Raw genomic sequence first — 11,987 nt, 5'->3', positions numbered from 1 at the left:
TTAGCCTTGTCCTTCCTGCCCGGCTGCGGCCGGCAGAGTTTTCTGTTTCAGATGCAGCAGCGCATCGCGGATGCGCTGGCGGAATTCGGTCCGGTCCTCCAGCCATTGCAGCGGCCGCCCCACCGCCGCGTCGACGAAGAACGGGATCGGCAGCCACTGGCCGCGCCCCATCGCCCGGCCCAGTCCGTGCAGATAGACCGGCACCACCGGCACATCGGGAAAGTCGCGGGACAGATACCAGATGCCGGATTTGATCTCGGACAGCGCTTCCGGCTCGCCGCGCGTGCCTTCCGGGAACAGGATCAGGATGCGGCCGTCCGCCAGCGCCTGGCGGCAGCCTTCCAGCGGGTCCATGCCCTTGGCCACGCCGCCGCGCACCACCGGAATGATGCCGACCACCCGGGTGGCGAACCAGGCGAACAGGCGGTTGCGCAGGAAATAATCGGCGGCGGCGGCCGGCTGGACATTGGGGATCAACCCCAGCGGAAACAGGCTGTACAACGCCAGGATATCGAGGTGGCTGTTGTGGTTGGCCACCACGATGGCCGGTCCCTTGAACGGCAGCCGCTGCGGATGCCGCACGGTGACGCCGAACCACAGCCTCACCACCGGACGGGCCAGCAGCAGCGCGAACAAGATGCGGAGCAAACGATTCATCGGCTTAGAAATACAGGTAATGGACGAAATGGAAGAACAAGGGCGCGGTGTAGGTCAGCGAATCCAGCCGGTCCAGCACCCCGCCATGCCCTGGCAGCAGCCTGCCGGAATCCTTGACGCCGATGTCGCGCTTCACCGCGGAGATGACGATGTCGCCGATGAAGCCCATGGAGCCGATCAACAAGCCGGCCATCGCCGCGTGCAGCGGGCTGAACGGCGTCAGCGCCGGCCCCAGCGCCCAGCCGAGCAGGCTGGTGGTGGCCGCGCCGCCCAAGAAGCCGCCCAGCGTCTTGTTGGGGCTGACCTTGGGCGCCACCTTGCGCCGGCCTATCGCCTTGCCCCACAAATACTGGGCCACGTCGTTGAGCTGGGTCAGCGCCACCAGGTAGAACAGCAGCATCGCGCCCTGGCCCGGCTCGCCGATCTTGGTCAGTTGCGGCAGCGTCAGCACCCCCGCCATATGGCTGAGGCAGAACACGCAGATCATCAGCCCCCATTGCAGCGAAGCCGCGGCCTTCAGGAAACCCTGGGTTTCGCCTATCAGCACCATGCGCATCGGCACGAACAGGAAGGCGTACACCGGGATGAAGACGATGAACATGCCGTACCAGTGGATGCTCAGCCAGTAGTACTGCAGCGGGATGCTCAGATAGGCCCAGAACAGCACCAGGTGGTCGGCGCTGCGGGTGGAGCACAGCGTCAGGTACTCTTTCAGCGCCAGGAAGCTGATGATGCCGAACACCGCCAGCGCCAGCGTCACATTGCCCAGCAGCGTCAAGGAAAAGAAACCGACGATCCACCACCAGGTGCGCACCCGCAGCTTCAGCTCCAGCCAGTTTTTCTCGGGCTTGCTCTTCTCCAGCAGGGCGATGACGGCGGTGGCGACCACCAACAACAGGAACACTCCGCCCAGCGCGTACAACAGCGGCGGGGGCAGGACAGGCTTAAACACGGTTTTCTCCTTCGGCCAGAATGGCCCGGGCTCGGTTGGCGCAGGTCATCAACAACAGAACCAGCCCGGCAGCGAACACCCCGTCGGCATGCGCCGCCCATTGCGGCCGCCAGGCCAGCAGCAAGGCGCACAAGCCATAGGCGAAAGCGCGGTCGCTCTTGCCGAACGGCCCGTCATAGCGGCGCGCCGCGCCCAGCATGGGCCCCAGCACGCCGATGTATTCGGTCAGGAACGCCAACAGCACGCACAGCACAGCCAGCAGCGGCGTCGGCGCGATCAGCGCGAATGGCAGGTACAAGGCGGCGTCCGACACCACGTCGCCCGCCTCGTTGAGCATCCCGCCCAGCCTCGATTGCTGGCCGTATTCGCGCGCGAGCATGCCGTCTATCGCGTTCAGCGCCATGCGCAAGAACAGGAATAAGGGCAACAGCGCCCAGGGCAAGGGGCTGCCGACATCCCGCCACAGCCACAAGCCGTAAGCGAAGGAAGACAGCATGGCGAACAAGGTGACGTGATTGGCGCGGATGCCCAGTTTGACCAGCGCGCCGAGCAAGGGGCGCAGCAGCTGCTGAAAGCGGGACTTCAATTGATAAATGCTGACCATGATCTGAAAAGGTGCTCTTCGTCCGACAGGCGGATCTCAATGTCTATAAAGGCGGGGGAAAATTAGCGGAACATAAAAACTTGATATTCTAGATGACTGTCGGGATATCGCAAAAATTTTCACCGCATATCGGGTATTTTTCCACGCCGCGCTCTTTTTTAAATAAGCCTCATCAAGTCTTCCCACACCCCCAAAAAAATCAAGCGCCTCACGGCTTTCCCCAAGCAACCGCGCCTGCGATTCTCTTCTGGTTTTGACTGTTGCAAATCGGTACTTCCCGCCAAGCGCTCCCCTTTCGATACAAACAAAAAGAATATTGAATAAATTTTTAATAATTTTACGGAATTAACCTGTTCGGATATTATTCCGCCATCCACCTCAGCCATTCGAATAATCCTGACAAGGCTCGCCATGAAAAACACACTCGCACTCGCTCTCGCGGTCGCCCTGACCTCCACCGCCGCCCTGGCCGACCGCCTGGACGACATCAAGAAAGCCGGCGTGCTGCGCGTCGCCGCCTTCGACAGCAACCCGCCGTTCGGCTTCCTCGATGCCAAAACCCGCCAGATTTCCGGCCTGGACGTGGACGTGGCGCAGCGCATCGCCAAGAAGCTGGGCGTGAAGCTGCAACTGATCCCGACCAACCCGGCCAACCGCGTGCCGCTGTTGGTGTCCGGCAAGGCCGACCTCGTGGCCGCCAACTTCACCGTCACCGACGAGCGCAAGAAGCAAGTGGACTTCAGCCTGCCCTACTTCGCCTCCGGCCAGCAGTTCATCGTCCGCAAGGGCGCGCTGCAGAAGCCGGAGCAGCTGGCCGGCCTGCGCGTAGGCGTGGACAAGGGCACCACCCAGGAAGTGTACCTGCGCGACAAGTATCCGAAGACCACCGTGGTGGCGTATGACGACACCCCGCTCGCCTTCACCGCGCTGCGCAACGGCAACGTCCAGGCCATCACCCAGGACGGCTCCAAGCTGGCCGCGCTGTTGGCCAACGCGCCGGACAAGGCCAAGTACGAACTGGCGCCGTTCACGCTGACCCGCGAATTCCAGGCCATCGGCCTGCCCAAGGGCGAGGCGCGGCTGACCAAGGTGGTGAACGAGACGCTGCGCGAACTGGAAAAGAGCGGCGACGCGGCCAAGATCTACGACCACTGGTTCGGCCCCAAGACCAAGGCCCCGCTGCCGCGCGACTTCAAGATCGGCGACGCGGCCTGATCGCCGGTCCGTCCCATCCGCAACCGCCGGCCCCCGCCGGCGGTTTTGCCGTTTTACGCTGTAGAGAGAACTCCGCATGACCCCACCCACCTGGCTCGGCCACAATTGGCTGGAGCCGCATTACCTCGTCTGGCTGGGCAAGGGCGCGCTGCTCACCGGCTGGCTGTCGCTGCTGGTGATATTCGCCGCCAGCCTGCTCGGCATCGCGCTCACCGCCTTTCTGGATTCGCCGTGGCGGCCGCTGCGGCTGGCCGTCCGCGCCTGGCAGGGCCTGCACCGCAACACGCCGCTGATGGTGCAGCTGCTCTTGTGGTATTTCGGCGTGTCCGGCCTGCTGCCGGACGAGGCTAAAATCTGGCTGAACACGCCGCGCGCGCTGGCCTTGCTGTTCGATCTGACCCTGCCCTGGCCGTCGTTCGAATTCCTGGCCGCCTTCACCGCGCTGACGCTGTACAGCGCCGCCTTCATCAGCGGCGAGCTGCAGGCCGGCCTCAACGCCGTGGCCAAGGGCCAGCGGCTGGCGGCGCGCGCGCTGGGCATGAGCGGCTGGCAAGCGTTGCGCCTGGTGGTGCTGCCGCAAGCCTGGCAGCTGGTGAAGCGGCCGCTGGTCGGCCAGTACACCGCCATCGTCAAGAACACCTCGCTGACCATGGCCATCGGCCTGGCCGAGCTCTCCTACGCCTCTCGCCAGGTGGAGACCGAGACGCTGCTGGCCTTCCAGTCCTTCGCCGCCGCCACCGCGCTGTATCTGATCCTGGTGTTGATCACCCAGTTGCTGGCCCAGCGGCCGGAACCGGCCTGGAGGACGCTGCGATGATTCCGGCCGTGATACTGGACAACCTGGACTATCTGCTTTGGGGCAATGCGGCTGGCGGAGAGCCGGGCGGCCTGCTGCTGACCGCTTTCTTGAGCCTGGCCGCGGCATTGCTGGCCAGCGGGCTGGGCCTGGCGCTGGGCATCGCCCAACTGATGGGCGGGCCGGCGCTGCGCCGCGCGCTGATGGCCGCCACCGCCGTGCTGCGCGCGATCCCGGTGCTGATGCTGATCTTCTGGTGCTATTTCCTGCTGCCGCTGCTGTTCGGCGTCGACATCCCCGGCATGCTGACGGTGATCCTGGCGCTGGCGCTGATCCACTCGGCCTATCTGGGCCAGGCGGTGCTGGCCGGCCTGACGGCGGTGGGCCGCGGTCAATGGATGGCTGGGCTGGCGCTGGGCTTCACCCGCTGGCAGACGCTGCGCTGGCTGATCCTGCCGCAGGCGCTGCGCATCATGCTGCCCTCCTTCGTCAACCAGTGGGTATCGCTGCTGAAAGACAGCTCGCTGGCCTATATCGTCGGCGTCGCCGAGTTCACCTTCGTCGCCACCCAGGTCAACAACCGCGAGCAGGTGTATCCGCTGGAAATCTTCAGCGCCATCGCCGCGGGCTACCTGCTGCTGTGCGGCCTGCTGCAGTGGCTGGGGCATTGGGGGGCGCGGCGCTGGCGGCCCGCGCCGGCATGAAAAAAGCCCGCGCTTTCGCGCGGGCCGCTGGCGGCGCGAAGCATCGCGCTCAATCCAGGTGCTTCTTGAAAAAACGCTCCATCGCGGCGTAGGCGTCGAACCGGTTCTCCTCGTTGTGGAAACCGTGGCCTTCGTTCTCTTTGACCAGGTATTCGACCTCCACGCCGCGCTTCTTCAGCGCGTCCACGATCTGGTTGGATTCGTTGATGTTGACGCGCGGGTCCTTGGCCCCCTGCAGCACCAATAACGGCGCCTGGATGCGGTCGACATGGAATACCGGCGAGCGCTCGCGCAACAGCGCCTTGTCCTTGTCCGGATGGCCCACCATCTCGTACATCGAGTCCAGCATCGGCTTCCAGTACGGCGGAATGGTGGTCATGAAAGTGAACAGGTTGGACACCCCGACATAATCCACCGCGCAGCGGTACAGCTCAGGCGTCTTGACGATGCCGGCCAGCGTGGCGTAACCGCCGTAGCTTCCGCCGTAAATGCACACTCTCTTGGGATCGGCCACGCCTTCCTTGACCAGCCAGCTCACGCCGTCGGTGACGTCGTCCTGCATCTTGCCGCCCCATTCCTTGAACGAAGCCTCCCAGAATTGGCGCCCGTAGCCGGTGGAGCCGCGGAAATTCATCTGCAGCACCGCCCAGCCCCGGCTGGCGAAGAACTGCGCCTCTGGATTGAAACCCCAGCTGTCCCGCGCCCACGGCCCGCCGTGCGGATTGACGATCACTGGCAGCCCCTTGGCCGCCTCCTTGCCCTTGGGCAGCGTCAAGTAGCCGTGTATGGTCAGACCATCCCGGCTCTGGTACTGGATGGGCTTGACCGAGGCCATCCTGTCCTCCGGCAGCCACGGCGCGATGTCGGCCAACAGCGCGAACTGCCTCGTCTTGCTGTCGTAAAGGTAGCGCTTGCCCTGGGTCTTGTCGTTCCACGCGGCCACCACGAAACGGCTTTCGTCGCGATCGGCGGACTGGATATCCACCTGGTAGCCCGGGAAATGGGACTGCAGCCTGGCGTACAGCTCGCGCGAGACGGGGTCGAAGCATTCCCGCCCCGGCTTGTCGGTCTCATAGCTGGCGCAGGTGATCGCCTTGCGCTTGCGCGAGTAGCTCAAACCGTCCACATCCACGTCGGCGCGGGCGTAGACCTCCCTCACCTCCTTGCCGGTCTTGGGGTCGTATTCGACGATGGCGGTCTTGTCGCGGCCCAGATTGCTGGCGGCGTAGAAACGCTGGTTGTCGAAAGTGAAAAACAGCGGCGAGAAACTTTCGCGGAAATTGGTGGTGAGCAGCTTGCGGAACTTGCCGCCCGGCTTGTCGCGGTACAGCACGGTGTTGTTGACGCCGTCGGTTTCGATGGCGATGCGGACATTGCCGGCATGATCGGTTTCCCAGCCGGTCACCCTGCCCGGGTTCTTCGCCTCCAGCTTCATCCTTCCGGTTTTCAGATCGATGCGGTAAACGTCGAACACCTCGGGATCGCGCTTGTTCAGGCTGATCAAGAGCTGGTCGTCGTTGTCGATCAAGCCGTCGACAATCTCCGCGCGCACGCCGGGAAACGGCGTCAGGTCGCGGGTCTTGCCGCTGTCCAGATCCACGCTGTACAGGTGGAAGTTCTCATCGCCGCCGTTGTCCTTGACGTAAACCAGACGCTTGTCGCCCTTCCAGAAATAACCGGCGAGATCCCGGTCCTTCACCGAAGTGACGCGCTGATCCGGCTTGCCCGGACGGCGCACCACGATGTTGCGGCGCGACGCCCACGGCGCGAGGAAAGCCACGCTGCCGCCGCCTGGCGACACGGTGAAATGGCTCTGCTCCGGATTGCGGAAAAAGTCGCGCAACGGTATCTCCGCCGCCGAGGCGGAGCTCGCCAAAACCGCGGCGGTCGCCGCCGCCAGCATCTGCACTTTCATTGCCACCCCCTTTGATCGAGCCTGGCCGGCAAGCGGCCGGCAGGCGTCGCGACATCATAAAACCGGCATGCCGGACCATCAACATGCCAAACAAATGCCAGCCCGACACGCCGGCCAAGGGCTACAATTCAGCCAAAGCGGTCCGGGAGACCCTCATGCACATCCGGATATTGGGCGCGTCCGCCTGTATCGGCCAGCCAGGCCAGACCACCTGCTTCCAGATAGGCGGCGACACGCTGATCGATTGCGGCACCGGCTGCGCCAGCCTGGCCGAGGAAGAGCTGCTGGCCGTGCGGCGCGTGCTGCTCAGCCACGGCCACATCGACCATTGCGGCCTGCTGCCGCTGCTGGCCGACGCCCATGCCTGCCGCCAAGGGCCCGGCATCGAGGTTTACGGCCTGGCCGAAACACTGGACGCGCTGCGCCAGAACCTGTTCAACGGCAAGCTATGGCCCGACTACACCCAAACGCCCTCTTCCGACCGTCCCTGGGTAAAACTGGTTCCGGTGGAGGTGGGCGACGCGGTGCCGCTGGTAGAGGGCATGGCCACCGCGCTGCCGGCCCAGCACAGCGTGCCGGCTCTGGGATGGCTGGTGGAGGGCCCGTGGCGGGCGATGGCCTTCAGCGGCGACTCCGGCCCCTGCCCGGCCTTCTGGCACTGGGTATGCGGCGTGCCTTCGCTGACCGACGTGATCTGCGAAGTGACCTATAGCGACGAACATCTGCAGGAGGCGATGCGGCAAGGGCACATGACCCCGTCCCTGCTGGCGCCGCTGCTGGCCGACCTGCCGCCCAACGCCCATCTGTGGCTGTCTCACGGCGATCCCGGCTGCAGAGACGCCCTGATCGAGCAGATGCTGCGGCAGGCGCCGCCCGGACTGCATGTCGCCAGGCTGAAGGAAGGCGCGCTGATCGAACTTTGAATCAATCGGGGGGAAAACAATGCAAGGCTACCAACTGTCTTTCTTCACCCAGCAGGGGCATCGCCACCACGGCGTGCCGCTGGCGGAATGGATCTTGCAGGAAGCCCGGCGGCTGGGCATAGGCGGCGCGACGCTGTTCGCCGCCAGCGAAGGCTTCGGCGGCGACCGCCGCATCCACGCCGCACGCTTTTTCGAGCTGGCCGACCAGCCTGAGGAGGTGACGATGGCCCTCAGCGCGGCGGAAGCGGACATGCTGCTGGACCGGCTGCGCGGCGAAGGCGTCAAGGTGTTCTACGTGAAAACGCCGGTGGAGTACGGCATGCTGGGCGAAAACTGAGCCAGGCGCGGCCGACGGCCGGATCGGCGCCGGCCGCGGCCGACCTCGTCAGAACGTCACATCGAAGCCGGCGTCCGCCACCGCCGCCGCCAGCTCCTGCGGCGACACCACCTCGGCGTCATAAGCCACGCGCGCCTGCTTGTCTTCCAGGCTGACTTGAGCGTCGCTGACGCCCGCCATGCCGCTCAACAGGCCGGTCACGCTCTTCACGCAGCCGCCGCAGGTCATGCCGTCAATATTCAGGATCACGTCCGCCATGTTCATCTCCATCGTTCGGGTAAGGTTAGGTTGAGTGTTTCAGCGCCAGCGGCGCAACAACAGCGAGTTGGACACTACCGACACCGAGCTCGCCGCCATCGCCGCGCCGGCGATCACCGGATTCAGCATGCCGACGGCCGCCAAGGGAATGCCCAGCACGTTGTAGACGAAAGCGAAGGCCAGGTTCTGGCGGATTTTGGCCAAGCTGGCTCGCGACAAGCGGATAGCGTCCACCGCGTGCGCCAGATCGCCGTGCATCAGCGTGATGTCGGCGGCGGCGATGGCCACGTCGGAGCCGGCGCCCATCGCCAGGCTGACGTCGGCCGCCGCCAGCGCCGGCGCGTCGTTGACGCCGTCCCCCAGCATCGCCACTTTGCAGCCTTGCTGTTGCCAGTATTTGACCACATCGGCCTTGTCTTGCGGCTTCATGCCGGCGCGCCACTCGGCGATGCCGGCTTCGGCGGCGATGCTGCGCGCGGTGGCCTCATGGTCGCCGGTCAGCATCACCACCTTGACGCCCAGGCCTCGCAACGCGGCCACCGCGGCCTTGGAGCTGTCGCGCAGGGGATCGGCCAAGGCCAGCAGGCCCAACGGCTGGTCGTCCAGACTGACCGCTACCACCGTATTGCCCTCCAGCGGCCAGGCCGCCGCCTCTGCCGGCAGATCCAGGCCGATCCAGGACGGCACGCCCACCCTGATGACGCCCACGCCGGGCAGAGCCGCCTCGACGCCGTTGCCGACGTCGGCGCGGAAGCGCTCGCAAGTCAGCAGCGGCAGTTCCAATTCTTTCGCTCGCTGCAACAAGGCATGGGCCAGCGGATGTTCGGAACCGGCCTCGGCGCTGGCCGCCAGCTGGATCAGCCGGTCTTCGCCGCCATCCAGCGCCAGCGCGTGGCGCAGCGTGGGCCGCCCCTCGGTCAAGGTCCCGGTCTTGTCCACCAACAGCACACCCACCTTGCCCGCCTGCTCCAGCGCCGCCGCGTTGCGGAATAATATGCCCCGGCGCGCGCCGTTGCCCACGCCCACCATCACCGCGGTCGGCGTGGCCAATCCCAACGCGCACGGGCACGCGATCACCAGCACCGCCACCGCGTGGATCAAGGCCCGCGCCCAGTCTCCGTCTTGCCAGCCCATCAGCAGGAAAGTCAGCAGCGCCACCGCGCTGACCGCCGGCACGAACACCGCCGAAATGCGGTCGGCCAGCCGCTGGATCGGCGCCTTGCTGCCCTGGGCCGCCGCCACCATGCGCACGATCTCGGCCAACTGGGTTTCCTCGCCCACGCCGGTGGCGCGCACCTTGAGCATGCCGTCCTGGTTGCGGGTGGCGGCGTACACCTTGTCTCCCGCCTGCTTGGCCACCGGCCGGCTCTCGCCGGTCAGCATGCTCTCGTCCAGCCAGGCCTGGCCTTCCACCACCTCGCCGTCAACCGGCAAGCTGTCGCCGTGGCGAACCACCACCACGTCGCCGCGTTGCAGTTGGTCCACCGCCACCTCGATCAGCTCGCCGCCGCGCTCGACGCGGGCGGTCCTGGGCGCCAGCTTCACCAGCGCGGCGATCGCCGCCGAAGTCTTGCCCTTGGCCCTCGCCTCCAGCAGCTTGCCCAGCAACACCAGCGTGATCACCGCCGCGCTGGCTTCGAAATACACGTGCTGGTCCTCCAGATTCCACAGCGTGACCACCGCCGACAACAACCAGGCCATGCTGGTGCCCAGCGCCACCAACACATCCATATTGGCGACGCCGCCGCGCAACGCCTGCCAGGCGCCGCGATAGAAACGCCAGCCGACGACGAACTGCACCGGCGTCGCCAGCGCCAGTTGCCACATCCTGGGCAGCCAGCCGTGGTGGCCGCCGGCGAACATCATCGCCATCTCCGCCATGAACGGCAGCGTCAGCAACGCGGACGCGGCGAACCAGGCCAGCTCGCGCCGATACCGCGCGGCCGCTTCGGCCTCGCCATGCCCTTCCTCCCGCAGCGAAGGCTGGAAGCCCGCCTTGCGCGCCGCCTCCCATACCCGCTCGCGACCGATCACGCCCGGCAGATAGGATACCCGCGCCGATTCGGCGGCGAAATTGACGCTGGCCTCCACGCCGGGCAAGCGGTTCAACGCCTTCTCCAGCCGGGCGGCGCAAGCGGCGCAGCTCATCCCGCCTATCGCCAGCTCCAGCGTTTGCCGCGGCACGTCGAAACCGCAACGGACGATGGCGTCCACCAGTTTGCCCGGGTCGGTTCGCTCCGGGTCGTAGCGCAGCTGGGCGCTTTCATTGGCGAAACTCACCGCGGCTTCCACGCCGTCCATTCGGTTCAGCTGCTTTTCGATTCGCGCGGCGCAGGCGGCGCAGCTCATGCCGGCGACCGGCAGGGTCAGCAGGGATTGTGTCATCGCATCCTCCTTCGCCCTTTATACCCCCCATGGGTATCAAAAGCAAGCGGCGGCAATCGCTTCCCGCTTTACCGGAGACTGCCGCCGTGTTAACAAGGTGGATGAAGTCAACAACAAGGTAGTCCCATGCCCCTGAAACGTTATGGTGCCGACTGCGCATTGCTGGTGGTGGATGTGCAGAACAGTTTCTGTCCCGGCGGCGAGCTGGCCGTGCCGGGCGGAGACGAGGTGGCGCCCTTGATCAACCACCTGTCGCTGCTGTTCGAAAACGTGGTGCTGACCCAGGACTGGCACCCGGCCGGGCATATCTCGTTCGCCAGCAGCCACGCCGGCGTGCGGCCCTTCCAGAGCGTGGACTTGCCCTACGGCCCGCAGACGCTGTGGCCCGATCACTGCGTGGCCGGCAGCCCCGGCGCCGACTTCCACCCGGAGCTGGAAACCGCCCATGCGCGGCTGATCGTGCGCAAGGGCATCCACGCCAAGGTGGACAGCTACTCCGCCTTCGTCGAAGCCGACCGCGCCACCACGACCGGCCTGGCCGGCTGCCTGAACGCGCTGGGCGTGAAAAAAGTATGGCTGGCGGGCCTCGCCACCGATTTCTGCGTCGCCTGGAGCGCCATCGATGCCCGCGCCGCCGGCCTCGAAACCTTCGTGGTGGAGGATGCCTGCCGCGCGATAGACATAAACGGCTCTCTCATAGAAGCCTGGGCCCAAATGCGCCAGGCCGGCGTCAAGCGGCTGCGCTCGGACGAGGTGTGAAATGGAATCAGCCGGCACAATGCCGGCTGATTTGCATGGATCTCGCTCAGAAATGGTAGAAGATTCCGGCCTGCTTGATGATCTCACTGGCGGCATGCCAGGATCTGATGCTGCCATCCACTGGAAATTTCGTTTGCGTGATGAGGGCTGTGCCAGATTTCATGATCGCCTTTCCCTTGGCGATCAAAGCTGCAGCCATGCTCTTTCAGCTTTTTCTTTACCGCAGCGGTAAAGTCAGTCACAAATGACCTCGGTCGAGACTTGTTCTGATTTCAGACGAAAACGAATCTCTCCCTCGGGCAATAGTTGACCATTCAACTCCAGCAGCTCCGGAATGCGCGCCTTTAGCATGGCGACCAGTGCCTCCCAAGTCGACGCTTCTGCAACCAGCCCGCGCACATCTTTGCTGCTTGCGCCCCAGACCCCGGCTTCGCCATCCCAGATCGCATGAACCGAAAACGGCTTCATGTCGCTCTCCCGCC

General features: G+C 65.2%; 15 protein-coding genes. 6 read left to right on the top strand and 9 right to left on the bottom strand.

Going from position 1 to position 11,987, the window contains the following annotated elements:
* The 4 genes from DK842_RS13885 to DK842_RS23040 form a co-directional block, all read right to left on the bottom strand.
* Entirely contained in the window at nt 1-657 is a 657-nt protein-coding gene (locus DK842_RS13885) for a lysophospholipid acyltransferase family protein (RefSeq protein ID WP_114061971.1), read from the bottom strand.
* 4 nt (nt 658-661) lie between these two features.
* Entirely contained in the window at nt 662-1,609 is a 948-nt protein-coding gene (locus DK842_RS13880) for a phosphatidate cytidylyltransferase (protein WP_198414541.1), read from the bottom strand.
* Nucleotides 1,602-2,213, bottom strand: a complete 612-nt coding sequence (locus DK842_RS13875) for a CDP-alcohol phosphatidyltransferase family protein (protein ID WP_114061970.1) — start codon at nt 2,211-2,213, stop codon at nt 1,602-1,604. The genes DK842_RS13880 and DK842_RS13875 overlap by 8 nt, the downstream gene beginning before the upstream one ends.
* Nucleotides 2,214-2,371: 158 nt before the next feature.
* Nucleotides 2,372-2,599 (bottom strand): hypothetical protein, encoded by a 228-nt coding sequence (locus tag DK842_RS23040; RefSeq protein ID WP_145964038.1) that lies wholly within the window; start codon nt 2,597-2,599, stop codon nt 2,372-2,374.
* 25 nt (nt 2,600-2,624) lie between these two features.
* Here DK842_RS23040 and DK842_RS13870 point away from each other — a divergent pair, with 25 nt between their 5' ends.
* From DK842_RS13870 to DK842_RS13860, 3 genes are all read left to right on the top strand, one after another.
* Nucleotides 2,625-3,428 carry an ABC transporter substrate-binding protein gene (locus tag DK842_RS13870; RefSeq protein ID WP_114061969.1) on the top strand — a complete coding sequence of 268 codons (804 nt, stop codon included), beginning with the start codon at nt 2,625-2,627 and terminating at the stop codon, nt 3,426-3,428.
* Nucleotides 3,429-3,504: 76 nt separating this feature from the next.
* Entirely contained in the window at nt 3,505-4,245 is a 741-nt protein-coding gene (locus tag DK842_RS13865) for an amino acid ABC transporter permease (RefSeq protein WP_114061968.1), read from the top strand.
* The gene (locus DK842_RS13860) at nt 4,242-4,928 is read left to right on the top strand and encodes an amino acid ABC transporter permease (protein ID WP_114061967.1); all 687 of its coding nucleotides are present in this window, start codon (nt 4,242-4,244) and stop codon (nt 4,926-4,928) included. The genes DK842_RS13865 and DK842_RS13860 overlap by 4 nt, the downstream gene beginning before the upstream one ends.
* A gap of 49 nt (nt 4,929-4,977) precedes the next feature.
* Here DK842_RS13860 and DK842_RS13855 read toward each other — a convergent pair whose 3' ends face one another.
* Entirely contained in the window at nt 4,978-6,843 is a 1,866-nt protein-coding gene (locus DK842_RS13855) for a S9 family peptidase (RefSeq protein ID WP_114061966.1), read from the bottom strand.
* Between the two features lie 155 nt (nt 6,844-6,998).
* Between DK842_RS13855 and DK842_RS13850 the strand changes: the two genes are divergently transcribed.
* Both DK842_RS13850 and DK842_RS13845 read left to right on the top strand, forming a co-directional pair.
* Complete coding sequence (locus tag DK842_RS13850) at nt 6,999-7,766, top strand: 3',5'-cyclic-nucleotide phosphodiesterase (protein ID WP_114061965.1); 768 nt, start codon at nt 6,999-7,001, stop codon at nt 7,764-7,766.
* A gap of 19 nt (nt 7,767-7,785) precedes the next feature.
* Nucleotides 7,786-8,103, top strand: a complete 318-nt coding sequence (locus DK842_RS13845) for a DUF190 domain-containing protein (protein WP_114061964.1) — start codon at nt 7,786-7,788, stop codon at nt 8,101-8,103.
* Nucleotides 8,104-8,151: 48 nt separating this feature from the next.
* On the opposite strand, the gene DK842_RS13840 is transcribed toward DK842_RS13845, so the two are convergent.
* Together DK842_RS13840 and DK842_RS13835 are read right to left on the bottom strand one after the other, a co-directional pair.
* Nucleotides 8,152-8,361, bottom strand: coding sequence for a heavy-metal-associated domain-containing protein (locus DK842_RS13840; protein WP_114063743.1), 210 nt, complete (start codon nt 8,359-8,361; stop codon nt 8,152-8,154).
* A gap of 39 nt (nt 8,362-8,400) precedes the next feature.
* Nucleotides 8,401-10,746, bottom strand: coding sequence for a heavy metal translocating P-type ATPase (locus tag DK842_RS13835; protein WP_114061963.1), 2,346 nt, complete (start codon nt 10,744-10,746; stop codon nt 8,401-8,403).
* Between the two features lie 126 nt (nt 10,747-10,872).
* Between DK842_RS13835 and pncA the strand changes: the two genes are divergently transcribed.
* Entirely contained in the window at nt 10,873-11,505 is a 633-nt protein-coding gene (pncA, locus tag DK842_RS13830) for a bifunctional nicotinamidase/pyrazinamidase (protein WP_114061962.1), read from the top strand.
* Nucleotides 11,506-11,551: 46 nt separating this feature from the next.
* On the opposite strand, the gene DK842_RS13825 is transcribed toward pncA, so the two are convergent.
* Together DK842_RS13825 and DK842_RS13820 are read right to left on the bottom strand one after the other, a co-directional pair.
* Nucleotides 11,552-11,704, bottom strand: a complete 153-nt coding sequence (locus tag DK842_RS13825; protein WP_198414540.1) for a hypothetical protein — start codon at nt 11,702-11,704, stop codon at nt 11,552-11,554.
* Between the two features lie 35 nt (nt 11,705-11,739).
* The gene (locus tag DK842_RS13820) at nt 11,740-11,973 is read right to left on the bottom strand and encodes a DUF1902 domain-containing protein (RefSeq protein ID WP_114061961.1); all 234 of its coding nucleotides are present in this window, start codon (nt 11,971-11,973) and stop codon (nt 11,740-11,742) included.
* Nucleotides 11,974-11,987 lie beyond the last annotated feature (14 nt).

Source organism: Chromobacterium phragmitis (genome assembly GCF_003325475.1).
Taxonomy (GTDB): Bacteria; Pseudomonadota; Gammaproteobacteria; order Burkholderiales; family Chromobacteriaceae; genus Chromobacterium; species Chromobacterium phragmitis.
Note: the sequence above shows the minus strand (reverse complement) of the source record. Positions and strands in the feature narration are given on the sequence as shown.

Excerpts from the sequence above, each read along its gene's own strand:
- DK842_RS13860 (WP_114061967.1), top strand. The coding sequence starts at position 4,242 with ATGATTCCGGCCGTGATACTGGACAACCTGGACTATCTGCTTTGGGGC.
- DK842_RS13840 (WP_114063743.1), bottom strand. The coding sequence starts at position 8,361 with ATGGCGGACGTGATCCTGAATATTGACGGCATGACCTGCGGCGGCTGC.
- DK842_RS13875 (WP_114061970.1), bottom strand. The coding sequence starts at position 2,213 with ATGGTCAGCATTTATCAATTGAAGTCCCGCTTTCAGCAGCTGCTGCGC.
- DK842_RS13865 (WP_114061968.1), top strand. The coding sequence starts at position 3,505 with ATGACCCCACCCACCTGGCTCGGCCACAATTGGCTGGAGCCGCATTAC.
- DK842_RS13885 (WP_114061971.1), bottom strand. The coding sequence starts at position 657 with ATGAATCGTTTGCTCCGCATCTTGTTCGCGCTGCTGCTGGCCCGTCCG.
- pncA (WP_114061962.1), top strand. The coding sequence starts at position 10,873 with ATGCCCCTGAAACGTTATGGTGCCGACTGCGCATTGCTGGTGGTGGAT.
- DK842_RS23040 (WP_145964038.1), bottom strand. The coding sequence starts at position 2,599 with ATGGCTGAGGTGGATGGCGGAATAATATCCGAACAGGTTAATTCCGTA.
- DK842_RS13850 (WP_114061965.1), top strand. The coding sequence starts at position 6,999 with ATGCACATCCGGATATTGGGCGCGTCCGCCTGTATCGGCCAGCCAGGC.
- DK842_RS13870 (WP_114061969.1), top strand. The coding sequence starts at position 2,625 with ATGAAAAACACACTCGCACTCGCTCTCGCGGTCGCCCTGACCTCCACC.
- DK842_RS13855 (WP_114061966.1), bottom strand. The coding sequence starts at position 6,843 with ATGAAAGTGCAGATGCTGGCGGCGGCGACCGCCGCGGTTTTGGCGAGC.
- DK842_RS13845 (WP_114061964.1), top strand. The coding sequence starts at position 7,786 with ATGCAAGGCTACCAACTGTCTTTCTTCACCCAGCAGGGGCATCGCCAC.
- DK842_RS13835 (WP_114061963.1), bottom strand. The coding sequence starts at position 10,746 with ATGACACAATCCCTGCTGACCCTGCCGGTCGCCGGCATGAGCTGCGCC.
- DK842_RS13825 (WP_198414540.1), bottom strand. The coding sequence starts at position 11,704 with ATGGCTGCAGCTTTGATCGCCAAGGGAAAGGCGATCATGAAATCTGGC.
- DK842_RS13820 (WP_114061961.1), bottom strand. The coding sequence starts at position 11,973 with ATGAAGCCGTTTTCGGTTCATGCGATCTGGGATGGCGAAGCCGGGGTC.